The organism is Lachnospira intestinalis, from assembly GCF_040095895.1.
In the GTDB taxonomy this organism is placed as follows: domain Bacteria; phylum Bacillota; class Clostridia; order Lachnospirales; family Lachnospiraceae; genus Lachnospira; species Lachnospira intestinalis.
On the sequence record NZ_JBBMFS010000017.1, the window covers coordinates 32,467 to 57,774 of the forward strand.

A 25,308-nucleotide genomic window follows, 5' to 3' on the forward strand; every position below is an offset into this window, starting at 1 on the left:
CAAAATGTATCTTAAATCGGCTGCGACCTGCCAAAGCCCCGCAGTATATTACAAAAGCTGCCTTGTTTGTGATGAAAAATCCTCCGAGACATTTGAATACGGTGAGAAGGATTTTTCAAATCATATCGGCAATACATATTTAGTGGGACAAAAGGAAGCCACCTGCTACGCAGAAGGCTATACCGGCGATACTTATTGCTCTACCTGCAATCATGAGATAGAAAGAGGAACATCTATTGCGAAAAACGCTCATAACCCTGCGTCGGTTTGGACAACGGATGAAACCGATCACTGGAAAGAGTGTCAGACAGTCGGCTGCGGCAATATCATTGATAAAGCACATCATTCCGGTGGAGAAGCCACCTGTGTGAACAAGGCTATCTGCGAGGTATGCAAGATTGAGTACGGTGATGTAGACGCAACCAACCACAAGAACACCGAAATTCGCGGCGCAACCGATCCCACTTGCTGTGAAGCCGGCTATACCGGCGACAAATGGTGCACCGACTGTAATACTAAAATCGAATCAGGCAGTGAAATTTCCTCAACCGGCAATCATACCGATGTTGACGGCAAGTGGGAATCCGACGGCACAAATCATTGGCATACCTGTTATTTCGGCACAAAGTTTGATATTACGGCGCACAACGGCGGTGAGGCAACCTGCAAATCCCCGGCCGAATGCTCTGAATGCGGACATTCTTACGGACCGCTTGACGCAAACAATCATAAGGGCACAACATATCTAAAGAACCAAAAGGAAGCCACCTGCTTTGAGGAGGGCTATACCGGCGATACTTATTGCAGCGATTGTAATGAGAAAATCGCAGACGGACAGTCCATTGCGAAGAATGCTCATAATCCCGCATCTGTCTGGACTACCAATGAACACGATCATTGGAAGGAGTGTCAGACTGTCGGCTGCGGAAATGTTATAGACAAAGCGGCACACAGCGGTGGTGAGGCTACTTGTGTAAGTAAGGCAGTTTGTGAGGTTTGCAAGGCGCAGTACGGTGATGTAGACGTAGCCAATCACAAGCATACCGAAATTCGGGATGCAAAGCCCGCTACCGAGCAGGAAAAGGGCTACACCGGTGACAAATGGTGTACCGATTGTAATAAGAAAATTGCAACCGGTTCGGAAATTGCCATGCTTGAGCATAAACTTACGTTAGTAGAGGCAAAGGATGCTGCCGTAACGGAGCAAGGCAATATAAAGTATTATTATTGCGAAAACTGCGGTAAATATTTTGCGGATGTAGCCGGCACAAAAGAGATTTCTCTCATCGAAACCGTTATTAAAAAGCTTCCTCCTGAGATTATAGAAGGCAATAATGCTACCGTAAACAACGGAGAGAAGAAATCCTTGACATTCCGTTCCAATGCGGCATTTGCCGATTTCATTCGTGTAGAGCTTGACGGCAAAACTCTTGATGAAAAGGATTATACAAAGGCAGAAGGCAGCATTATAGTTACCTTGAATAACAATTTTGTTTCTACACTTTCCGTCGGTGAGCATACGCTCGGAATCGTTTCGGAAAGCGGAACGGCAACTGCAAAGTTCACGGTGAAAGCGTCCGAGATTCCGAACGAATCTCCCAAAACAGGAGATGACAACATGGTTGCCGTCTGGAGCTTTGCGGCGGTGCTCTCACTTGCTGTTCTCGGTTTCACTACCGTAGTATCAAAGAAAAAGCGAGCAAAATAAAAAGAATTGCGGCGGCAACGTAACTATACGCTGCCGCTGCAATTTTATATGGAGAGGGTTTTTATGGCAAAAGAATATTTATATAAAGCCTACGGCAGCAAGCTTGCTGCGCTGAATAAGCGGCGTAAAAAAAGCGTAATACCATGAAGAAAGCAATGCTTTCGGCGGCGATAATAATCACTGTTGCGGCAGCTGTAATTTTAATTATTGCCCAATTCGGTAAAAAATCAAATGAATTGGTCGGCACATGGAGATATGATGAGCATACGCAATATGTTTTTGAAAAGGACGGTACAGGCAAATTACTTGCCGATGATGTGACATATTCTTATGCCTACACCGTCAAGGGTAAAAAGCTCATCCTCGATTTTACAGAGGATATTGTCCGCGATTGCGATTATACCTTTTCGGTAAACGGAACCGCCTTAACACTTATCGGCGGTACAGGAACCGATGGCGGTAGCTACAAACTTAACAAAGAGTAAATGAGCAAATAACCAAAGGAGCCTTCAAACGGAACAAACGGTCAAAAAAACAGCACAAGCGGTAAAAAAATAATTTGATTTAACTCTTTCACAGCAGAAAGAAAAAAGGCAGCGGCGGTGAATGTGATTTCGCCGTTGCCTTTTGATAACAAGCTGTTTGCTGCGGCTTAATGGAACATTACTGTTTTTCTTTTCTGCTGATATATCTTTTCAGTTGGGTAGTTCACTTTCTCCTTCCACCGTGACAGGTGGCACCTGTCACCGAATGGGAGCAGTTGCCCCTTGGCGGAAAAATCCCTTGAAAAACTGTTCTTTTGAAGGTTATGTAAAAGGAGCAAAGTATTCAGGGGGAATCGCCGCAGTCGGCCATAAAATAAGCAATTGTTATGTTACTGTTGACTATGTAGAATACAAATAATTTATAGAAGAGAGTTCCAGAACCCTGAAATGATTTTAAAATTGATAGGGTTTTGGAGCTTTTTTTCTGTATTATTTGCATTTTTGATTTTTATTTACGTAGACAAAGATAACTGACGGTGTTAATCTTCAAGTAAAGATTATTTTAATAACGGAGGAAAAAATGGCTAAAAGTTGTTGTAACAAAGCATGTATTGTTCAGGGGGGAAAATATCGTTTTTCGGTGCTTACGCCGTTTATGATGAGAATGGAATATTCAGAGACTGGTGTGTTTGAAGATTTACAGACGCAGACTGTGCTTAACAGGGAATTTCCGGTACCGGAATATTCAGTGACACAAAGTGACGACCGCCTTGAGATAGAGACAGAAGCATTTCATATGATATACGATAAAAAGAAATTTAGTGAAGAAGGACTTTTTATAGATGTAAAATATGATTTTACCAATTACGGTGGAAGGTGGTATTTTGGTGCAAAGACGTATAGTTTTCCGCCTCGGGAGCATAATCTCAAAGGCACAATGAGAACTCTTGACAGGGCTGACGGGGAAGTTGAACTTGAATACGGGCTTATGGATAAGAGTGGAAGGACGTTTTTTGATGACAGCAAATCGTTTGTGTTTGATGAAGAAAATATGCCATCAAAAAGGAAACATGAAGAGATTGATGTTTATTATCTTGCATATGGGCGTGATTATTTTGCGTGTCTGCGTGATTTTTATAAATTATCGGGGGCTGTTCCGCTTCTTCCAAGATACGCTCTTGGAAACTGGTGGAGCAGGTATTGGAAATACAGTGAAGAAAGTTACATTGAGCTACTGACGGAATTTGAAAAAAGAAATATACCATTTTCCGTTGCTGTTATGGATATGGACTGGCATATAGTCGATGTGCCGATGGAATCTGGTGGCGGATGGACAGGATATACATGGAATAATGATTTATTTCCGAATCCGGAAAGATTTTTGTCATGGCTGCATGAACATAATTATCATGTAACACTGAATGTCCATCCGGCATCAGGTATCCGGAATTTTGAAAAAATGTATAAAGATATGGCAGAGTATCTAGGAATTAATCCTGACAGTAAAAAAACTATAGAGTTTGATATGACTAACAAAGAGTTTGTTGAGGCGTATTTTAAGTTTGTACATCATCCACATGAAAATGCTGGAGTTGATTTCTGGTGGATAGACTGGCAACAGGGCAACAACGGAGGAGCAAGCGGAATTGACCCATTATGGATGCTTAATTATTTTCATTTTAAAGATATGGAAAAAAGAGGCAGAAGAGGACTTATTCTTTCGAGGTATGGCGGACTTGGAAGCCATAGGTATCCGATAGGATTTTCTGGAGATACGATAGTTACATGGAAATCGCTTGAATTTCAGCCTTATTTTACAGCAACGGCATCAAATGTGGGATATACGTGGTGGAGTCATGATATAGGCGGTCATATGAACGGATATAAAGACAACGAGCTTGCATTAAGATGGTATCAGTTTGGTGTGTTTTCACCGATAAACAGGCTTCACAGCAGCTCTAATCCGTTCTGTGGAAAAGAACCATGGAATTATCCTGAGCCATACTGCAGTGATATGGAAAAGATTTTAAGATTCAGGCATGCACTTATTCCATATATGTACACACTTAATTACAGATGTCATTGCGAGCATATTCCTGTAATAATACCAATGTATTATTATTATCCATTTGAGGAGAAAGCATATAGTTATAAAAATCAATATTTTCTTGGTAGTGAAATGCTTGTGTGTCCTGTTACAACAAAGATTGATGAAGATTCACAAAAAAGCGGTGAGGAATGTTTTATACCAGCCGGAATATGGACAGATATATTTACCGGTGATGTATACAATGGCGGTAAAAATGGAAAAAGTCAGATTTTATGTAGAAATCTTCAAAGTATTCCTGTGCTTGGACGTGCAGGTGCAATAATACCGCTTGCTTCGGAATGTGGCAGTAATGATATTATTAATCCGAAAAAAGTTGATGTGGTTATATGTCCAGGTGCATCAAATACATTTGTTATGTACGAAGATTCTGGAGATGGATTTGACTACGAAAAAGGCGAATATGCTTTGACAGAGTTTGTGCTCGACTGGAATGAAGATAAGGCAAAAATAAGCATAGATGTAAGCGGTGACTTATCGGTAATTCCACGAAACAGAAAGTACCGTTTTATATTAAGAGGATTTGCACGTGGTATAAGATTTGAAAATGCAGATAATGCCAAATACGATATAAAAACAAATACATGGACAGTTACATGTAACTGTGATGGTGCGTCAGAGCTTGAAATATTTGCTGATAATGAAGAAAACAATCCTGTATACAACGGTGAAAATGTTAATGATAAAATATATGATTTTCTTCTGCAGGCACAGATGGATAATAATGACAAGAGAAGTATTTACAGATTATTTACATCCGGTGAGAACAAAAATGTTATTATATCAAACATTATGTCTATGAAACTTAATGATAAAGTTACAGCTGCAATTATAGAATATCTTTTGAGATAATGTATAATAATGCAAAAATAAAGTGAAATCTGAGTAAAATTTTATTTTTCTGTTGACATTAAAAAATGATATATTATAGTAAAAAAAGATTTGGATAAGAGTTATCCAACATGCAGACCACATGGTTATATTACATGTTAAGCCTTGCGGACGGGCGGGTCGGTTGCCGAGTGTGACAAGGACACACATTATTGATTGGGTTAGAAGCCCAAGTTTTATAAGTTGATTTTTAAAATTATCATGCGAAGGTGCATATCATCTTGTGAAACGGTCAATAAGAGCGGTAACAGTGACTTACTTGGATAAACTCTGAAAGGTCAGAATCTCAGTGCTTTGTATGTATGAAGTAATATGTATACGTACATGTACAGGGATTAATAAAAGAATGATTGAATATACCACGGGGCTGTCGCTCTAACGATTTTCAATCGTTAAAGCGACAGCCCCTTATTTGCTTTATTCTACAAACACAATCATTACTTTTCATTCCTGTCAATCTTTAAATCTTTGTAATATTGCATTGGAGTAACACCATATTCTTTCTTAAATGCTCTAAAAAAATGATTATACCCTCCAAATCCACCAAGCGCATATACCTCATGAATACTTTTCCCCTGCTCTATATAATGGCGGCATAAATCAAGTTTGCTCTTTACAATGTATGAATGAGGTGTCTCACCTGTCAATTTTTTAAACTCTCTTACTATATGATAACGGCTTATATAAAATTCATTTTCCAAGCGCTCCAACGAGATATCTTCTGTCAAATGTTCTCTGATATAAATAAAAATATCATCCATTACAACGTGCTTTTTCTTATTCGTCTTAATCTGCACATCCTCCTGAACAGATGAGCGAAGTGCAAGTACAAGAATCATAGTTAATAGGCTTTTCTCGTATAATGAGTGGGCAAATTTAGGCGGCTCATTATTCATCGAATAGAGCTTTTTTGATATATTCTTTATAAGCATAGCCGATTCAGTCTCAGAATGAACAATCTTAACTTGATACGGAACAAAATCAAACGCTTCATCAAGTCTTGTTTCTTCATCTGACAATTTCCTTAAAAGTTCTCCACCTATATAAAGAACATAAACTTCAAGAGGATACTTATTTTTACGATATTCAAGTTTTACTTTATTACCTGGCTTAATAAATATCAAATCCTCCATAGTACATACAATATTATCGTCCTCCTGGTGCATATGCCCTATCCCACCAGCTATAAATACAATTGTATAGCTCTTCTTTTGCCCAAAGCTTCGCTGGGCACTATCCAATATTTTCAAATATTCCATTTTGTAGCCTTGCTTTTCCATATGTCTATTTTGTACACTTTCCTATTATATTTTTTGTTCATTTCGTCAAAATATACAATATATCAATTTTTCGTAGTTTGCAAGCAATATTTGTATATGGATATCAGCATAACCACAATATAATAAGATTGTAGCTACTAAAACAATATAAATTTGGGAGGTAAATTATCATGAAAGAAACAAGACCTTTTTCCATGAAGGACAAAATTGGTTACACTCTTGGCGATTTGGGATGTTGCTGTACTGAGCAGTTCCGTGCCATGTATCTTGCTATTTTTTATACACTGGTATTAAAAGTTAATCCAGTACACGTAGGAATCCTTATGCTTGTTACAAAGTTTTGGGATGCTATAAATGACCCTTTAATTGGTGCACTTGTTGATAGCCACAAAAACAAAGGAAAAGGAAAATTTATTCCTTGGATTAAATTCTTTGCTTTTCCAACTGCAGTACTCTGTATATTAGGATTTGTTAACGTATACAATTTCGCTTATGGTGCACGTATTGCTTATATGTTCATTACATATATTGTTTACGAAATTATGTACACATGTGTCAGCGTTCCATTTGGTAGTCTTTCAAGTGTAATGACTGATGATGTTAACCAACGTACTGACCTTTCTCGTTTCAGAAGTCTTGGCGGTACAATTTTTATGACAGTTATCGTTATTGCTGGACCAGTATTCTTATATAAAGATAACCAGCCAGTACCTAGCCATTTCCTTATTATGTCAGCAATCTGTGCAGTTATTGGATTAATCTGTCTTATGTTTACATCTCATTGGTGTAAAGAGCGTATTATTACAGAGCCAGTTGTTGAGAAAAAAGAAAAGCTTAACTACTTCCAGGTAATTAAAGATATTACTAAAAACAAAGCATTACTCGGAGTTATGTTATCAAGCTTTATCGGTATTGTTGGAGCAGGTATGGTTAACGGATTAAATACTTATTTATTCCGCGATTATTTTGGAAATGTTGCCATCATGGCAGTTTCAGGTATGTTAAGTGTACTCTGGTCACTTATTGCATTCGTAGGCACAAAATTTGTTGCTAAGAAATTTGGAAAGAAAGAATGGATTATGTACAGTGCAACTTTCTCAGTTGTTGTTTATGCTATTTTATTCTTCTTCCCAATTGAAAATCCTATTCTCTTTATTATCATCAACGGAATCTGCTATCTTGGAGTAAGTGGTTTCCAAGTATTAGTTTGGGCACTTGTAAATGATGCAATTGATTATCAAGAACTTCAGACAGGAAAACGTAATGAAGGAATTGTATATTCAGCATATACATTCTTCCGTAAACTTGCTAATGCTGTATCAGGAAGTATGAGTAGTTTTGCACTTGCAATTGCTGGATTCCAGGTTAATGAAGCTGTCCAGAATGAAGCATTCTCAGGACATCTTTGGAAAACATATACAGGTTTATATGTTGTAGGATATTTATTAGCTGTTCTGGTATTAAAATTTATCTACCCTCTTACAAAAGAGAAAACAGCTGAAATGTTACAGGATTTAGCTGACAAGCGAAATGCTACTACTGCAGAATAAAATTAGAAATGGAGGTATTTTAAATTGACAAAACAAGTAGAAATCACAAACCGTGATGGACACATCTTACGCGGAATAGTTAACATTCCAGAAGATGGCACAAGATTTCCTGCTATTGTAAATGTACATGGCTTTACAGGGAATAAAAGCGGTTACAAAAGTATTTATACGCACACAGCCAGATTCTTAGCTGAACATGGATTTGCCAGTGTCCGTTTTGATTTATACGGAAATGGTGAAAGTGATGGTGAATTCGAGGACATGACCTTTACAGGTATCCTACACGATATCGAGGATATTATAAACTGGACTAAAACACAAGATTTTGCCAATCCAGATAAGATTATCTTATCTGGTCAGAGTATGGGAGGATACGCAGCTGCTACTGCCGCTCCTATTGTTAATCCTTATGCTCTCATGCTTATGTGTCCAGGTGCTGGAATGTGGTTTGGATGTAAGGATCGTGCTGAAGCCATGGAAGCTAAGGGGATCACCAAGGCCGATATTGAAGGACTCACTTTCCCAACATCTTTTAATCATGATTTATTTAATTATGAGCCATTCTCGTCAGCAGAAGGATACAACGGACCAGTCCTCCTTATAAGAGGAACTGCAGATGATTTGGTAGATGATGCAACATGCCATAGATATGAGTCACTTTACAATGGAAAATGCAATTATAAAACAATTGAAGGCGCTAACCACAATTTTGCCAGTGCTTTTGCAAGAGCAGAATTAGACAAATTAATGTTAGAGTTTTTAACACCACTTAAATAGTATATTCAATTTGAAAGGAAGTATGAACAATGAAATTATTAGAGCCTATAAAAGTTGGAAATATTGAGTTTAAAAACCGTATTATGTTCCCACCACTTACAACAGGATATGAGGAAAAAGATGGTTCAATTGGAGAACAGAGTTTTCGTTTTTACGAGCGTCTCGCAAAAGGCGGTGTCGGATATATAGTAATTGGAGATGTTGCACCACTTCCAACATTCTCTCCTACACCAAAGCTTTATTCATCTGAACAGGTTCAAAGCTTCAAAAAACTTGCTGACGCATGTCATGAAAATGGCGCAAAACTTGGAATTCAGTTATTCCATCCTGACTACAATGTTAAAGCTTTAAACGACTTGTTCCATCAGGGCAAAATGCAGGAAGCAAGAGCTAAACTTCACCATGATATGCAGCACTTTGTAAATGAAGTAACTGCAGAAGAGCTTGATGAAATAATAAAGCATATGGAAAACTGTGCTAGCTTAGCACACGAAGCTGGTGTTGATTGTATTGAAGTACATGGAGACCGTCTTGTTGGTTCTCTTTGCTCTCCTATTTTAAATCATAGAACTGATGAATATGGCGGTGACCTGGCTAATCGTACACGTTTTGCATTAACACTTGTAAAAAGATTAAAAACAATCGTACCTGACATGGTTATCGACTACAAGCTTCCTATAGTTACTCCTCTTGGAGAAAATAGTTTTAGAGGAAAAGGTGGTCTTCCACTTGATGAAGCTTGCATTTTTGCTAAAGAATTAGAAGCTTGCGGTGTTGACACATTACATGTTGCACAGGCTAACCATACTGGAAATATGGGTGATACAATCCCTGCCATGGGAACACAGCCATACGGATTTATGGTTTCTTATTCTAAAAAAATCAAAGAGCTTGTATCTATTCCTGTATCTGTAGTAGGCCGTATCGTTACACCAGAAGCTGCTGAAGCAGTTATTACAAATGGTTCTGCTGATATTATTGGATTAGGTCGTTCTCTTCTTACAGACCCTGACTTTGCAAACAAATGTGCAGATGGACATTGCTGTAATGTCAGAACATGTATGATGTGTAATAAAGGATGTACAGATAATATTCAGAATCGTGCTTTCTTAAGTTGTGTACTTAATGCTGAAAACGGTTACGAAGCAACACGACATATAACTCCTGCAGCATCATCAAAGAAAATAGCAATTATTGGTGCTGGTATTGCTGGACTTGAAGCTGCACGTGTTGCTGCATTAAGAGGTCATCATGTAACCATTTTTGAGAAATCACTTCAGATTGGTGGTCAGTTACTTATTGCTAGTGTACCTCCAAGAAAAGAAGAAATGATGAGAAGCATTAATTATTATACAAATGTACTTCCTGAATTGGATGTAACATTCAGACTTGGTCAGGAATTCACATCACAGGATTATAATTCATTCGATGAAGTAATTGTGGCAACAGGTGCAAACAACGCAATAATCCCTGTTCCTGGCAAAGATCTTCCAACTGTTACAAGTGCATGGGATGTGCTTGCCAAGAAAGAAATCGTATTCGGTAATGTTTCTGTAATCGGTGGTGGTCTTGTAGGTGTTGAAACCGCTGAATATCTGGCTTCACGCGGATGTAAGGTTACAATTATTGAAATGATGGATCAGATTGCAAAAGAAGAAAGTAACACTATTTTACCTACTCTAATGAGGGAATTAGAGCATTATAATGTTCAAATAGTAACATCTGCAAAATTATCAGAAATCAAAGATGATTCTGTAGTTGTTGAAAAAACAATAGACGACAATACATCAACAGAAGAAATTGCTTCAGACTTTGTTGTAATGGCTGTTGGTGCAAGAAAGAACCTTCCAGAGCTTTCTGATTGTCCTCTTCCACTTCACTATATTGGTGATTGTGCTGGAGAACGTCCAAGTAATATTGAGCATGCTATTAAATCAGCATATGATGTAGCATGTGAAATATAAATTATTAATTACCCTATTACCACAAAGGGGCTGTCGCACTAATTTCTTAGTGCGACAGCCCCAAGAATAGCGATAGAATTGATGCAGGAAAGTCATGACCAAAGAGTGCTGATCAAATCATATTTAGTTCCTATTTTTATATCATTTTAGCGGTAAAGATATTTACTCGATATTATCCACAATAACAAAATGCAGCATAGATGATTTTTGACTTCATATTGCTTCGATAGAAGAAGTAGCAGGTTTAGAGAAGATAATCGCAGAAAGCAAGTAGATCGTCGCTACTAATCTTGTGTTTCTCTTTATTAAGACTCTCAGAAATTTCATATATGACACAAAGAACCACCAAGATTAAGGCAGAAAGGTGGTTCTTATATTTTGCAGTGAATGAATCAATTATTTTGTGATGATATCACAGAAAATAATTTACCTTTTGCTTAGCTGTCATTAAGAAGAATAAAAAAATACAACACGAAAGGATGTGTCAAGGTAATGCCAGAATTATCGTGATACATCCTTTTGTATTTGGAATGATTATTTTTCTTTCCCTACTTGTCGAAAATAATGGATGGAATGTATAATATTGTTAATGATCCAGAGATATTTATTTTGGAAATAGCTTAATCAATTTGGAGGTATAAAATGAAAGCACATAAATATTGGTCAATCGGAGCAATAGTTACAATGGTTGGAACTTTTTATACAGGATATAAAGGGTTAAAAGCAGCACACAAATACTTTGCGTTTGGCTCTCTGATATGCATGATTATGGCAGTCTATTCTGGTCATAAAATGATTTCAGGTAATAAAAGAACAAGAAAACAGGTGGAAAATACAAAAGCGGAGGAATAGTAAATGTTAGAGTTAGGAATAAAAGCACCGGACTTTGAATTGCCGGATCAGAATGGAGAAATGCATAAATTAAGCGATTATGCAGGAAAAAAAGTAATCTTATATTTTTATCCAAAGGATAATACACCAGGATGTACGAAGCAGGCATGTGGCTTTTCTGAGCGTTATCCACAGTTTACTGAGAAGGGAGCTGTTATTCTCGGAGTAAGCAAGGACTCTGTAGCGTCTCACAAGAGATTTGAAGAAAAATACGGACTGGCATTTACGCTATTAGCAGATCCGGAGCGTAAAGTTATTGAAGCATATGATGTCTGGAAAGAAAAGAAAAATTATGGAAAAGTATCTATGGGTGTAGTAAGAACTACATATCTTATTGATGAGCATGGAATCATTATAAAGGCAAATGATAAAGTCAAGGCGGCAGATGATCCTGAAAATATGCTTAAGGAATTGGCATAATGAAGATTATTTTATCACCTGCAAAAAAGATGATTGTAGATACCGATAACTTAGCACCGGTTGAACTGCCTGTCTATATTGATAAGACAGCAGAAGTATTAAACTGGATAAAAAGCAAATCAAAAGAAGAACTGAAAGCTATCTGGAAATGTAATGACAAGATTGCAGAGCAGAACTTTAACAGATTGGAAAATATGGATCTTTATAACAGGCTTACTCCGGCTGTTTTAGCATATGAAGGGATTGCATTTCAATATATGGCACCATCTGTGTTTGAAATCCAGCAGTTTGAGTATTTGCAAAATCATTTAAGAATCTTGTCTGCGTTTTATGGCATTTTAAAACCAATGGATGGTGTGACTCCTTATCGTCTTGAAATGCAGGCAAAGGTTGGAATTGGAGATGCAAAAAATCTGTATGAGTACTGGGGAGAATTGTTATACCGCTCAGTAATCGATGACAGTAGGATTATCATTAATCTTGCATCAAAAGAATACTCAAAATGTATAGAAAAGTATCTGACATCACAGGACAGATATATTACGATTGTATTTTGTGAGTTATCCGGAGATAAATTGGTAACAAAAGGTACCTATGCCAAGATGGCTCGTGGTGAAATGGTCAGATTCATAGCGGAAAATAATATTGAAAATCCGGTGGAGATTCAGAAATTTGACAGACTCGGATATTCGTTTAGGTCTGATTTATCTTCAGATTCAGAATATGTATTTGAACGCAAAATAAAATAGTTATTCAGGTAAAAGATGCTCAGTTTGGCAGTTTTTATAATAATGAGAATTATTACTATTTTTATTGACAACAGGATAATAGTGGTATATAATCCTTATTAAGAACTAATCCTAATAAGGAGGATGAATGACAAGTAGGAGAAATACCATTCAAAAAGATCTCGTAAGAAATACCGTATACGAAATAAGAAGACACGTTACGGCAAATGAAGTGTATGAATTTATAAAAGAAGCATATCCATCAATTGGAAAAGGAACTGTATATAGAAATCTTGATATATTGGTAGAGGAAGGTGCATTAAGAAAGGTTGAAGTTCCGAATGGACCAAACCGATTTGATTTTACATTGAAAAATCATTACCATGTAAGATGTATAAAGTGCGGTGAAATTTTTGATGTGGATATGGATCAAATACCGGATTTGCTGGAAAGAATTCATAACACTCATGGATTTGAATTTGTGGATTACGATATTTCATTTAAAGGCATTTGCCCGAAATGCAGGGAGAAAAAGTAGTAAAGAAAACGGAGGTAAAAGAGATGGCAGAAAACAAATATGCAGGAACACAGACAGAGAAGAATTTACAGGAGGCATTTGCAGGGGAATCACAGGCAAGAAATAAGTATACCTATTTTGCTTCTGTAGCGAAAAAGGAAGGTTACGAGCAGATGTCAGCATTGTTTTTAAAGACTGCAGATAATGAGAAAGAACATGCAAAGATGTGGTTCAAGGAATTAGCAGGAATTGGTGATACAAAGGAAAACCTGGCGGCAGCGGCAGAAGGCGAAAATTATGAGTGGACAGATATGTATGATGGCTTTGCTAAAACAGCTGAGGAAGAAGGATTCCCTGAGCTTGCAGCAAAATTCAGGGCAGTAGGTGAGATTGAGAAGCACCATGAGGAAAGATATCGTGCACTTCTTAAGAATATTGAAACTGCACAGGTATTTGAAAAGAGCGAAGTTAAGGTATGGGAATGCCGTAACTGCGGACATATTGTGGTAGGAACTAAGGCACCTGAAGTATGTCCGGTATGTAATCATCCACAGAGCTATTTTGAAGTACATGAAGAGAATTATTAAGGAGATGAGATTATTACGAAGAAGAAAGTTATTAATTCAAAAAAAGCAGTAATGATAGGCTGTGGCTTTGTTGGTTCTGCATCGGTATTTGCTCTGATGCAGGGTGGCTTGTTTACAGAGATTGTCCTTATCGATGCAGATAAGAACAAGGCAGAAGGAGAAGCGATGGATATCAGTCATGGTATTCCGTTTGCGAGTCCGATGAAAATATATGCCGGAGATTATGATGATGTGGCTGATGCTGCAATTGTTGTCATATCTGCCGGAGCGGGACAGAAACCGGGAGAGACAAGGCTTGATCTCGTAAATAAAAATGTAGCAATATTTAAGTCAATCATTCCTGAAATAGCAAAGAGAAATTTTGCAGGTATCATGCTTGTAGTTGCGAATCCGGTAGATATCCTGACTCAGGTAGCCATAAAGTTATCAGGACTTCCAGAAAACAGGGTTATTGGATCGGGTACTGTGTTAGATAGTGCCAGATTAAGATATAAGCTTGGTGAGCATTTATCTGTGGACAGCAGGAGTGTTCATGCATTTATAGTAGGTGAGCATGGAGACAGCGAAGTTGTGGCATGGTCATCAGCCAATGTATCTGGTGTTCCATTAAGTGAAATATGTGAAATGCGTGGACATTACAAGCACAAGGAAAACACGGCAGAAATAGCTGCAGCAGTCAAGAACAGTGCTTATGAGATTATAAACAAAAAGCACGCTACATATTATGGAATTGCAATGTCTGTAAAAAGAATCTGCGAAGTGATTATGAGAGATGAAAAATCAATACTTCCTGTATCACACATGATTCATGGAGTATATGATATTGACGGAGTATCGTTAAGTATGCCAGCTATTGTAGGTGCAGATGGTATTGAGTCTGATATACCTATTAATTTAAGTGGCGAGGAAGCGTTAAAGCTTAAGGAATCTGCAGATTCATTGAAAAAGATTATGGAGACAATTGAATTATAAATTTTACACATGGAAGGAGAAAAAGGCATGGAAGTAAGATATTATATTTGTAAGCATTGTGGAAACATTGTTGAAAAGGTAAAGGATAAGGGTGTACCTGTAATTTGTTGCGGAGAACCTATGCAGGAATTAAAAGCCGGAGTGACAGATGCTGCTGTCGAGAAGCATGTACCTGTATATACGATAGAAGGCAGTCATGTTCATGTCGTGGTCGGAGAGACAAAACATCCAATGCTTGAAGAGCATTTCATTGAGTGGATTACATTAAATACAAACCAGGGAATATACAGAAAACAGTTAAATCCAGGGCAGGAGCCGGTAGCAGATTTTTGTCTTTGCGATGGTGAACAGGTAGAAGAAGTATATGCATATTGTAATCTGCATGGATTATGGAAATGCTAAAAGCATTTATACATATTAAGGTTACAGAACAACACAAATATAACAGTAATATAGGCTGTGTATTAATATATTTACAAGGAGGAACAACGAATGAAATACGTATGTGATGTTTGCGGATGGGAATACGATGAGGAGAAGGGCTATCCAGAAGGTGGTATTGCACCTGGTACAAAGTGGGAGGATATTCCAGAAGATTTTGAATGTCCGTTATGCTTTGTAGGAAAAGACCAGTTCTCAGAAGAATAAATGTATTATGATAGGATTATACCAATGAAAGAAGAACTAAGTATAGATATCATCGGACTTGCAGGAGCCTGTTCTTATGCTTTGGACTGTATAGAAGCAGAGTTGGTAAATATCAAAAACAAACATGGAAAAAGAGTGGCTTATATAAGTATATGCATGGCTGAATATTGGAAAATTGAAGGTGATGAATTACAAGATTTAGCCATGTGTGCTTTACTGCATGATAATGCTTTGACACAATATATTTCGGAAGAACTGAAAAAGGATTCCGTCATTAATTGTAAAAAAGATTTATCCGAGAAAAAAACAAATCTTCATTGTATTTATGGTGAAAAAAATATTACTAAAATTCCATTTAAAACAGATGTGTCAAATGTGATTTTATATCATCATGAACATGCCGATGGAACTGGTCCTTTTCAAAAAAAGTGGAATGAAATTCCATTGTTTGCAAGGATTATTCATCTTGCAGATACCATTGATATTATAGGAAATAACCCGGGATCTGGAAATAACAGTTGGAATTTTATATGTCAGTACCTTTTAAAAAATAGGGATGGATTATTCGATTCAGAATGTGTGAATGCCTTTTTTCATGCATTCACACATTCTGAATCTTTTATATGTTTAAGTGATAATTCTTTTGAAATGAAGCTATGGGAGATTATCCCAAGACAAAAACAGGTTTTTGATTGGAAAACGTGTAAAAATGTCGCAGATTTTTTTGCAAAGATTGTAGATTATAAATCTTCTTTTACAAGCAGACATTCTATAGGAGTGGCTGAAAAAGCAGCTTTTTTTGCTCAATATATCGGATATGATTCTATTAATGTGCAAAAAATTTATCTGGCTGGTGCACTGCATGATATTGGGAAGATGGCAGTAGGCAATGAAATTTTGGAAAAACCGGATAAGCTTACGGATGATGAATTTTCAAAAATGAAGAATCATGCTGGCTATACATACCTTATATTATCAGAGGTTAATGATTTTGAAGAAATACGAGACTGGGCAGCTTTCCATCATGAAAAATTAAATGGAAAAGGGTATCCTTTTGGAAAAACCGCAGCTGAATTAAATGAGCCGGAACGTATTATGGCATGTATTGATATTTATCAGGCATTAACCGAGGACAGACCATATAAGAAAGGTTTATCGCACGAAAAAACGTGTGAGATGCTCGATGACATGGCGCAGAAAGGTTTTGTTGATTCTGATATTTCCAAGAAAATTAGGGAATGTTTTGGTGGAATCTAACATTTAAAACGAGAAAATATAGGAAATTCATGAGAAATGCATTTGCCTATTATGAATAGTATTGAACAGGTTCATAAAACAAATAAAATGAAAGTAGGATTAATTTATGTATGAAATGAAACCAGAATATTATATCGGTATAGATATGATAGACGAAGAACACAAGCAGTTATTTAAATATGCAGATGAGGCATATGAATTGCTTCATGATGAGTTTACACCGGATAAATATGATAGGATTGATATAATATTAGAAAATCTTCGAAATTATACAGTAAAACACTTTAGTGATGAAGAGCAGTATATGGAATCTATTAATTATAAGAAGATATTTACACAGAAAGTTCAACATCAGGAATTTATACATAAACTTGATGAATTTATGGAACATCACAATGATGAGGTAGAAGATCAAGATGAACAGATTATGGGAATTTTAAAATATCTCACAGAGTGGTTAGTTAATCACATTCTGTATGTCGATGGTCAAATTCCAAAAGGTTGATATAGTAAGAAAGGCTGTTATTTTTAGAGAGTAGCAGCCTTTTTTATTTTGAATATAAAATATGACACATACACTTGACAATATGCATACATAGATGAAATAGGACATTTCTTCCTAAAAACAGTATGTTTATGGTATACTAGCTAATAGTAATGCGGTTTCAACCGACATTACATATTATTATGAGAAATTAATGCAAAGGAGTTATAATCAAATGGATAACAATGAAGTAGTAACAGAAGAAGTGACAGCAGTTGTTGAAAATAATACAGGTATTGAAATAGAGCCTTTATTTGAGGAGATTCATGTGGTATGCTTCTTTCTGCAATTCACAATGTAAATGGAGAAGAAAAACTGAATCTGGTAATGTTAGATGATGCAATCCCAGCAGGTGCAAAATTGTATTAAGAGTATAAATGTCACATGGTTGTTAATAACTGTGTGGCATTTTATCGTTGTTGTTGATAAGGATATGAAAAGCTGCCTAAAATAGAAGGAGAGCCGGATTGCTGTTCCGACAAGAGTAGTGGTCACGAAGTGTTGTAAAAAAGCAGGATTAAAAGTGGAAAAATTTGAAATCCGCAAAGGAATGCGTATGCATTGTGTGGTGAGAAAAATAGTTGTGAAAAATCTAAAAATTATACTTGACAAATGAATAGAATGAGATAAAATATAACAGTACTATATAACACTGTTATATTTTGGAGAGACGTTTAGGAGAATAAGAAAAAGATGTCGACAAAAGCAGAAGATACAGAGAAAAATATATTAAATACAGCCAGAAAGCATTTTTTAAAAGATGGCTTTTCCGGGGCATCTTTAAGAAATATTGTAAAGGATGCCGGACTTACAACGGGTGCCTTTTATAAATACTATCCGACAAAAGAGGCGCTTTTTGATGCACTGACAGATCCGTATATAGAACATATATATCAGATCTACGACCGTGTAGTTGAGGATTTTGAAAAGCTTTCTGCCAAAGAACAGACCAGTAATATGTCGGACACATCCGGCAACGGAATGGATCAGATGATTGACTATATCTATGAGCATTATGATAATTTCCGATTATTGCTGAAATGTGGAGACAGTGGAAAGTTTGAGACATTCATACACAATATGGTAGACAGGGAAATGAGATCCAGTTTGGAATATGTGAAGAAAATGAAGGAGGATGGAATTGAAATACCGATTGTCGGGGAAAGCCTCATGCATATGATTTATACCGGATTTTTTTCATCTATATTTCAGATCATTGAGCACGATATAGATAAGGAAACTGCAAAGAGAAATGTGCACAAGCTTCGGGAATTCAATACCGGTGGCTGGGAGCGATTGTGGAACGTTAAATTTTAGGCTTACGATTCAGAAAGGTACATTTTAAGAAAATAATATCAGGTGGCTGATGCCGGCATGCCACCTATTTTATTATACAAGGGTTAGACACAACTAACAAAATTAAAACTATAGCAAGGAGTGAATACGTGTGAAAGAAAAGAAAAAGTCAGCAGTCAGCTGGATACTGACATGGGCTGGACAAAAAAGAAGTGCCTATGTGTGGAGTGTATTGCTCGCAATAGGAAATGTTATTTTTAAGATTCTTCCGTACTTTATAATTGCGGATGTGGTGAAACTGTTTTTAAACGGTGAAAAGGAGTTTGAAAAATATCTGATAAAAGCAGTCCTGATCGCACTGTCGTTTGTGATCGCAGAACTGTTTCATTCACTTTCAACGTCATTGTCACATAAAGCAACTTTTGTGGTACTTGCAAATATAAGAAAAGCGTGTTGCGACAAGCTTGCCAGGGTACCTCTTGGGTATGTGAAAGATACACCGTCAGGTACTTTTAAAAATATCATGGTGGAAAGAATTGACAGTATCGAGACAACTCTGGCTCACATAGTACCAGAATTTACCTCCAATCTGCTTGCACCGGTTGTAATCCTGATTTATTTCTTCCTGACAGACTATCGGCTTGCACTTTGGTCTTTAGTTCCGATTGTTGTTGGACTTTTCTCATATTTTGGAATGATGCTGGATTATAAGCCAAGTTTTGAAAGGACGGTTAATACCACAAAAGAGCTGAATGATGCTGCGGTAGAATATATTAACGGAATAGAGGTCATAAAGGCATTTGGAAAGACAGAAAGCTCTTATGCTAAATTTACAAAAGCGGCAAGGGAATATGCGGACTCTTTCATTTCATGGATGAGAAGATGTTCTGTCTATCATGCATTGATGATGGTGGTGACACCGTATACACTTCTTACAGTATTGCCTTTTGGAGCCTATTATGTATCGAATAAAACCTTAGAGTTATCTGATTTTGTCATTTGTATCATTCTCTCACTGGGAATTGTCGGGCCTCTGATCACGGTGGGCTCCTATACAGATGACCTTGGGAAAATCGGAGTGATCGTTGATGAGATAGCAGGTATTTTAGAACAGCCGGAGTTAAAACGTCCGGAGAAAAGTAAAGATGTTCCAAAAGATAATTCCATCATTCTTGAAAATGTAAGGTTTGGCTATCACGACAAAGAAATCCTGCATGGAGTAAATATGGAACTGAAAGCAGGAACTGTAAATGCAATTGTTGGACCTTCCGGAAGCGGAAAGTCAACGATCGCAAAGCTAATCGCATCTTTATGGGATGTGGATTCCGGCAGCATTAAAATCGGTGGGGTTGATGTAAAAGAGCTGGCACTTACAGATTTCAACCGGAAAATTGCCTATGTCGCGCAGGACAATTATCTGTTTAATGAGACAGTTCGTGAAAATATCAGACAGGGAAATCCAAACGCTACGGATGATCAGGTGGTTGAGGTTACAAAGAAGAGCGGCTGTTATGAATTTATCATGCAGTTAGAAAATGGATTTGATACCGTTGTAGGCGGTGCCGGTGGACATCTGTCGGGAGGAGAGAGACAGCGTATCTCGATTGCCCGGGCGATGCTAAAGGATGCACCGATCGTCATTTTAGATGAGGCAACTGCCTACACCGATCCGGAAAACGAAGCTCTATTACAAAAATCCATTGCAAAACTGGTGGACGGAAAGACACTGATCGTCATAGCACACAGGCTTTCTACCGTTAAGGACAGTGACCAGATCTTTGTGGTAAATGATGGAAACGTGACAGCGCATGGCACGCATGAGCAGCTTCTGGTGTCATGCCCGCTTTATAAAGAAATGTGGAATGCCCATATTTCAGTAAAAGATACCGTAAGGGAGGGCGAATGATATGTTTGAGATTCTGGCGAAATTCTTTCGATTTTCAGGGAGGGAAAATGGAAACAAATTCAAACTGTCGATGGCCATTGGGCTTGTAGAAGCACTTGCATCTGCAATGAAGATACCAGCCATTATGTACATATTGATTGGTTTGCTTGGTGGAAAACCGATAGGAAAATATATCGGAGGTTCCTTAGCCATTATGGTCATTGCGATTGTGATTGCTGTTATATGTAAGAGAAGTTCTACGGTACTTCAGACAGAAGGTGGCTATAATGCAAGTGCTTTTACGAGAATCAAAATTGCAGAGCATCTGCGTTACCTTCCGATGGGATATTTTAATTCCAACAGTATTGGAGAGATATCTTCGGTGACAACCAATACGATGGAATCACTAGGAGATGTAGCGGCCAGGGTGGTTATGCTGACAACGCAGGGGATTTTAGAGACTTTGATGATCATCCTTATGCTGCTTGTTTTTGATTGGAGAATCGGACTGATATCTGCAGCTGGAGTCCTGATTTTCTTTGGTGTAAATTCTATGATGCAGAATGCAGGGAAAAAAGATTCGGAACAAAAGGTGGTATGTGATACAGAACTCGTAAGTCAGATCATGGAGTATCTTCAGGGAATCTCAGAAGTGAAATCCTACAATCTGCTTGGAAAACAGGCAAAGAGATTAAATGATGCAAACGATGCGAGTGCCAAAATCAATACCAGAATGGAAATGGTATTTGTCCCGTATCATTTTTTACAAAGCGTGATAACGAAGATAACAGGAGCCGTAATTGTGGCATGCAGTGCATATTTTTATATCAATGGAACTATGAGTGCGGTTTATGCCATTGGTATGACAATCTCAGCATTTATGCTTTATGCCAGTCTGGAATGTACAGGAAATTACTCATCCCTCTTACATGTGGTAAGTGTATGTGTGGACAAAGCAAATGCAATTCTGGAACTGGATACGATGGATATCGATGGCAAAGAGATACAGCCGGAAAACTATGATATCAGACTTTCAGATGTTACATTTTCCTACGATAAGCGGAAGATTATTGATGGTGTATCACTCTCTATCCCAGAAAAAACAACGACAGCAATCGTTGGTCCGTCTGGCGGAGGTAAATCTACACTTTGTAATCTGATTTCCAGATTCTGGGATGTGGATTCCGGAGAAGTGACCCTTGGCGGTGTAAATGTAAAAGAGTACAGCATGAACAGCCTGATGAATAATTTTGCATTTGTCTTTCAGTCCGTCTATCTTTTTGCAGATACAATTGAGAATAATATTAAGTTCGGACGTCAGGATGCAAGTCATGAGGAAGTGGTGGAAGCAGCAAAGAAAGCCTGCTGTCACGAGTTTATCAGCAAACTTCCAAATGGATATAATACCGTGATCGGAGAGGGCGGTGCCACGCTTTCCGGTGGTGAAAAACAACGGATCTCCATTGCCAGGGCGATTATGAAGGATGCACCGATCATTATTCTTGATGAGGCAACAGCGAATGTAGATCCTGAGAATGAGAAAGAACTTGTGGAGGCTGTGGATGCACTGACGAAAGAAAAAACGATCATTATGATCGCACACAGACTGAAGACGGTACGCCATGCAGATCAGATCGTGGTCGTAGAGAAAGGGCAGATTGTGCAGAAAGGAACCCATGAGCAGCTGATGAAGCAGGAAGGAATTTACAAGCGGTTTGTGGATGCAAGAGAGCAGGCAGTCAGCTGGAAACTGGCACGTTAAGAAACAAAGTAATATATTGATAAAAAACAAGGAGCATTCAAAATGAAAAATAAAAAGAAATTAAAAGGAAAAGATTTGATCAATATTGGAATCTATGCAGCGATTTACTGTGTGATTATGACAGCAGTTGCAATGTTGGGATTTATACCGATCATGATGCCGCTTTTATGTGTGATTGTCCCAATATTTGGCGGTATTCCATATATGCTTTTTTTGACAAAAGTTGATAAATTTGGAATGATAACTATTTATGCTATGATCGTTGGATTGTTTTTGTGGATTACAGGAATGGGATACTGGCCGTTTATTTTTGGAATTATATGTGGTGTTATTACAGACCTTATTGTAAAATCGGGAAATTATAAAAGCAGTAAGAAAAATATATTAAGTTGTGGAGTATTTAATCTGATCATCTTTGGAAACTTTGTTCCAATGTTTGTGAATATTGAAGCATATTTCAGTACGCGTCAGAGTTTTGGACAGGAGTATATCACTAAAATGACAGATATCTTTGCGAACTCATGGCTGATCCCATTACTTATTGCAGCATGCGTGGTTTGTGGATGGATCGGAGGAGTATTTGGAAAATCATTGTTGAAAAAGCATTTTGAGAAAGCGGGAATTGCATAATGATACGTACATACGTCACATTTGATCCAAGAACGAAAATGCTTCTTTTAATGACAATGGCAATATTTGTTCTGGGAGGAGCAGGAGATAAATTATTTGGTGCGTACCTTCCGTTATTCTGTCTGCTTCCGTTCGTGTTTTTTATACTTGTAGGTAAGTGGAAAAGAGCAGCAGGATACATCATTTTGTACAGTGTATTTTATTTGCTGACAGTGTTTGTGCTGCCTCATATGACAGGTTTTATTGGATTTATATTGCTTGCATTCTGCGGGATTATGACAAGGCTTCTGCCGGGAATCATGGCTGGAACCTATCTGATGCAGACAACAACAGTAAGTGAGTTTTCTTCGGCTATGAGCAGGATGCATGTTACGGATAAGCTGACCATACCACTTTCTGTTATGTTTCGTTTTTTTCCAACGATTGCGGATGAATTCCGGGCAATCAATGATGCGATGCGTATGCGGGATATTCGCTTCGGCGGGAAAAATGTCGATAAAATGATAGAGTACAGACTGATTCCACTTATGGTCTGCTCCGCAAAAATTGGAGAGGAGCTCAATGCCGCAGCTATTACACGGGGACTTGGCGGTGATGTAAAGCGGACCAATGTGTGCCGGATTGGTTTTCATTTTCAGGACTATATTGTAGTACTTATTTGCTTTATTCCTTATGTAATATGGATCGTTTCAATGATTTCAAGATTATTTATGTAATATATAGATAAAACCGCATGATGTCATGATATTGGCAGAGTGCGGTTTTGTTACAAATGGAGGATATTATGATACAGATAGAAAATGTCAGTTTTCAGTATAATAATTCGGAAAAAGGAGCGTTAAAAGATGTTTCGATTTCAGTTGATAAAGGAGAATGTGTTTTGTTATGTGGGGCTTCAGGTTGTGGAAAGACAACAATAACGCGCCTTATAAATGGTCTTATCCCACATTTTTATGAAGGAGAGTATAGCGGAAATGTCAGCGTTTATGGAATGAATGTGCAGAGTGAAGAACTATATAATATATCAAAAAAGGTGGGTAGTGTATTTCAGAATCCAAGAAGTCAGTTTTTCTGCATGGATACAACAAGTGAAGTTGCGTTTGGATGCGAAAATATGGGACTTGTAGAAAACGATATTAACGAACGTGTAAAACTGGCTGTAAGCGAACTGGAAATGGAAAATCTTATGGACAGAGATATTTTTAAATTGTCAGGCGGTGAGAAGCAGAGAGTTGCCTGTGGTTCTGTAACTGCGATGCAGCCCGACGTATTTGTACTTGATGAACCGACATCAAATCTGGATAAAGAATCCATAGAAAGACTAAAAAATACGCTTTTACTCTGGAAAAAGCAGGGAAAAACAATCGTGATAGCGGAGCACAGGTTGTATTGGCTTAAGGAAATATGTGACCGTGTAGTCTATCTTGAACATGGAAGAATTATGTTTGATATCACAATGCAGGAATTTCTGAAATTTTCAGAGCAAAAGCTGCAAAATCTCGGACTTCGTACAATGCAGCCACATTGTGATGAAAGCAGTAAAAGACATGAGTATATTGCCAAAAAGTCGGACATAGTACTGAAAAATTATTATTTTTCCTATGGAGAAAAAAAGGTACTGGAGTTTGGAGATATGCAGCTCCCAAAGAATGAACTTATAGCAATTACAGGACAAAACGGAGCAGGAAAATCTACGTTCGTCAGATGCTTTTGCGGATTGGAGAAAAAATTTAAGGGACAGACGGTCATAGAAGAGAAGCAGTATAAACCAAAGGAAATGCTCCGTAAATGTTATCTTGTAATGCAGGATGTAAATCATCAGCTTTTCTGTGAATCTGTAGAAGATGAAGTTCTTCTTGGAGCATCGGATACCGGAAAAGAGATACAGGAAAGAGCCAGAGAAATTATGCAAAAACTTGGTATATGGGAATTTCGTGATAAACATCCGATGTCATTATCCGGTGGTCAGAAACAGCGTGTGGCTATTGCATCGTCTGTGCTTGCAGAAAAGGAGATACTGATATTTGATGAGCCGACGAGCGGTCTGGATTATTGTCATATGGTAAGTACTGCACAGCTGTTTAAAGAACTTCGTGACATGGGTAAAAGTATTTTTATTATCACCCATGACAGGGAATTGATTGAAAGATGTTGTAATTATGAACTTTATGTGGCTGATCGACAGGCGATATTGTATGGATTATAAATATTCCGCAAATAAAATTGAGAACTATGAATCGTAAGAGTCTGATGTCATCTGGTCTCGACAACGAGAGCACCCGGAATAAATTAAAAGAATTGGCATTGTACGATTCGGAAACAAATGAAACAGTGGTTCTATGTCAAGATTTAGTACAAGTTAAAATGAGAAATTTTTCCCCATTTTAACCCGCCAGAAGCTCAGCCTCA

The 25,308-nt window shown here is 37.6% G+C and carries 24 protein-coding genes; 23 read left to right on the forward strand and 1 reads right to left on the reverse strand.

The window, feature by feature from the left end:
* Nucleotides 1-4: 4 nt before the first annotated feature.
* The 3 genes from WMO37_RS14025 to WMO37_RS14035 all read left to right on the forward strand — a co-directional run bounded on the left by WMO37_RS14025 (nucleotide 5) and on the right by WMO37_RS14035 (nucleotide 5,152).
* Nucleotides 5-1,708 carry a hypothetical protein gene (locus WMO37_RS14025; protein ID WP_349155315.1) on the forward strand — a complete coding sequence of 568 codons (1,704 nt, stop codon included), beginning with the start codon at nucleotides 5-7 and terminating at the stop codon, nucleotides 1,706-1,708.
* Nucleotides 1,709-1,851: 143 nt separating this feature from the next.
* Nucleotides 1,852-2,193: a DUF5640 domain-containing protein gene (locus tag WMO37_RS14030; protein WP_349155316.1), complete on the forward strand. Its 342-nt coding sequence runs from the start codon at nucleotides 1,852-1,854 to the stop codon at nucleotides 2,191-2,193.
* A gap of 796 nt (nucleotides 2,194-2,989) precedes the next feature.
* On the forward strand, nucleotides 2,990-5,152 hold the full coding sequence (locus WMO37_RS14035) for a glycoside hydrolase family 31 protein (protein WP_349155317.1): 2,163 nt from the start codon (nucleotides 2,990-2,992) through the stop codon (nucleotides 5,150-5,152).
* Nucleotides 5,153-5,628: 476 nt separating this feature from the next.
* On the opposite strand, the gene WMO37_RS14040 is transcribed toward WMO37_RS14035, so the two are convergent.
* Entirely contained in the window at nucleotides 5,629-6,450 is an 822-nt protein-coding gene (locus WMO37_RS14040) for a helix-turn-helix domain-containing protein (RefSeq protein ID WP_349155318.1), read from the reverse strand.
* 191 nt (nucleotides 6,451-6,641) lie between these two features.
* Here WMO37_RS14040 and WMO37_RS14045 point away from each other — a divergent pair, with 191 nt between their 5' ends.
* The 20 genes from WMO37_RS14045 to WMO37_RS14140 all read left to right on the forward strand — a co-directional run bounded on the left by WMO37_RS14045 (nucleotide 6,642) and on the right by WMO37_RS14140 (nucleotide 25,105).
* Entirely contained in the window at nucleotides 6,642-8,021 is a 1,380-nt protein-coding gene (locus WMO37_RS14045) for an MFS transporter (RefSeq protein WP_227090870.1), read from the forward strand.
* Between the two features lie 24 nt (nucleotides 8,022-8,045).
* Complete coding sequence (locus WMO37_RS14050; RefSeq protein WP_227090872.1) at nucleotides 8,046-8,798, forward strand: alpha/beta hydrolase; 753 nt, start codon at nucleotides 8,046-8,048, stop codon at nucleotides 8,796-8,798.
* A 29-nt stretch (nucleotides 8,799-8,827) separates the two neighbouring features.
* Nucleotides 8,828-10,762, forward strand: coding sequence for a bilirubin reductase, long form (bilR, locus tag WMO37_RS14055; protein WP_349155319.1), 1,935 nt, complete (start codon nucleotides 8,828-8,830; stop codon nucleotides 10,760-10,762).
* 642 nt (nucleotides 10,763-11,404) lie between these two features.
* The gene (locus WMO37_RS14060; protein ID WP_015516636.1) at nucleotides 11,405-11,614 is read left to right on the forward strand and encodes a DUF6219 family protein; all 210 of its coding nucleotides are present in this window, start codon (nucleotides 11,405-11,407) and stop codon (nucleotides 11,612-11,614) included.
* 3 nt (nucleotides 11,615-11,617) lie between these two features.
* Nucleotides 11,618-12,073 carry a thioredoxin-dependent thiol peroxidase gene (bcp, locus tag WMO37_RS14065; RefSeq protein ID WP_349155320.1) on the forward strand — a complete coding sequence of 152 codons (456 nt, stop codon included), beginning with the start codon at nucleotides 11,618-11,620 and terminating at the stop codon, nucleotides 12,071-12,073.
* Nucleotides 12,073-12,822: a peroxide stress protein YaaA gene (yaaA, locus tag WMO37_RS14070; RefSeq protein WP_349155321.1), complete on the forward strand. Its 750-nt coding sequence runs from the start codon at nucleotides 12,073-12,075 to the stop codon at nucleotides 12,820-12,822. The genes bcp and yaaA overlap by 1 nt, the downstream gene beginning before the upstream one ends.
* Before the next feature lie 127 nt (nucleotides 12,823-12,949).
* Nucleotides 12,950-13,339 carry a Fur family transcriptional regulator gene (locus WMO37_RS14075; RefSeq protein ID WP_349155322.1) on the forward strand — a complete coding sequence of 130 codons (390 nt, stop codon included), beginning with the start codon at nucleotides 12,950-12,952 and terminating at the stop codon, nucleotides 13,337-13,339.
* A 23-nt stretch (nucleotides 13,340-13,362) separates the two neighbouring features.
* Nucleotides 13,363-13,905: a rubrerythrin gene (rbr, locus tag WMO37_RS14080; protein ID WP_226969065.1), complete on the forward strand. Its 543-nt coding sequence runs from the start codon at nucleotides 13,363-13,365 to the stop codon at nucleotides 13,903-13,905.
* 12 nt (nucleotides 13,906-13,917) lie between these two features.
* Entirely contained in the window at nucleotides 13,918-14,877 is a 960-nt protein-coding gene (locus tag WMO37_RS14085) for an L-lactate dehydrogenase (RefSeq protein ID WP_320055234.1), read from the forward strand.
* Between the two features lie 27 nt (nucleotides 14,878-14,904).
* Entirely contained in the window at nucleotides 14,905-15,279 is a 375-nt protein-coding gene (locus tag WMO37_RS14090) for a desulfoferrodoxin family protein (protein WP_023920586.1), read from the forward strand.
* 90 nt (nucleotides 15,280-15,369) lie between these two features.
* Nucleotides 15,370-15,525, forward strand: coding sequence for a rubredoxin (locus WMO37_RS14095; RefSeq protein WP_227090094.1), 156 nt, complete (start codon nucleotides 15,370-15,372; stop codon nucleotides 15,523-15,525).
* The gene (locus tag WMO37_RS14100) at nucleotides 15,526-16,782 is read left to right on the forward strand and encodes an HD-GYP domain-containing protein (RefSeq protein WP_436970296.1); all 1,257 of its coding nucleotides are present in this window, start codon (nucleotides 15,526-15,528) and stop codon (nucleotides 16,780-16,782) included.
* A 106-nt stretch (nucleotides 16,783-16,888) separates the two neighbouring features.
* Nucleotides 16,889-17,287, forward strand: coding sequence for a bacteriohemerythrin (locus tag WMO37_RS14105; protein WP_055288227.1), 399 nt, complete (start codon nucleotides 16,889-16,891; stop codon nucleotides 17,285-17,287).
* 214 nt (nucleotides 17,288-17,501) lie between these two features.
* Complete coding sequence (locus WMO37_RS14110; RefSeq protein ID WP_349155323.1) at nucleotides 17,502-17,627, forward strand: hypothetical protein; 126 nt, start codon at nucleotides 17,502-17,504, stop codon at nucleotides 17,625-17,627.
* 392 nt (nucleotides 17,628-18,019) lie between these two features.
* On the forward strand, nucleotides 18,020-18,643 hold the full coding sequence (locus WMO37_RS14115) for a TetR/AcrR family transcriptional regulator (protein ID WP_349155324.1): 624 nt from the start codon (nucleotides 18,020-18,022) through the stop codon (nucleotides 18,641-18,643).
* A 130-nt stretch (nucleotides 18,644-18,773) separates the two neighbouring features.
* Nucleotides 18,774-20,528, forward strand: a complete 1,755-nt coding sequence (locus tag WMO37_RS14120; RefSeq protein WP_349155325.1) for an ABC transporter ATP-binding protein — start codon at nucleotides 18,774-18,776, stop codon at nucleotides 20,526-20,528.
* Between the two features lies 1 nt (nucleotide 20,529).
* Nucleotides 20,530-22,269, forward strand: coding sequence for an ABC transporter ATP-binding protein (locus WMO37_RS14125; RefSeq protein WP_349155326.1), 1,740 nt, complete (start codon nucleotides 20,530-20,532; stop codon nucleotides 22,267-22,269).
* Between the two features lie 42 nt (nucleotides 22,270-22,311).
* Nucleotides 22,312-22,899 (forward strand): MptD family putative ECF transporter S component, encoded by a 588-nt coding sequence (locus WMO37_RS14130; RefSeq protein WP_349155327.1) that lies wholly within the window; start codon nucleotides 22,312-22,314, stop codon nucleotides 22,897-22,899.
* Nucleotides 22,899-23,615: an energy-coupling factor transporter transmembrane component T gene (locus WMO37_RS14135; RefSeq protein WP_349155328.1), complete on the forward strand. Its 717-nt coding sequence runs from the start codon at nucleotides 22,899-22,901 to the stop codon at nucleotides 23,613-23,615. Before WMO37_RS14130 ends, WMO37_RS14135 begins: the two co-directional genes overlap by 1 nt.
* Before the next feature lie 68 nt (nucleotides 23,616-23,683).
* The gene (locus WMO37_RS14140) at nucleotides 23,684-25,105 is read left to right on the forward strand and encodes an ABC transporter ATP-binding protein (protein ID WP_349155329.1); all 1,422 of its coding nucleotides are present in this window, start codon (nucleotides 23,684-23,686) and stop codon (nucleotides 25,103-25,105) included.
* Nucleotides 25,106-25,308: the final 203 nt, after the last annotated feature.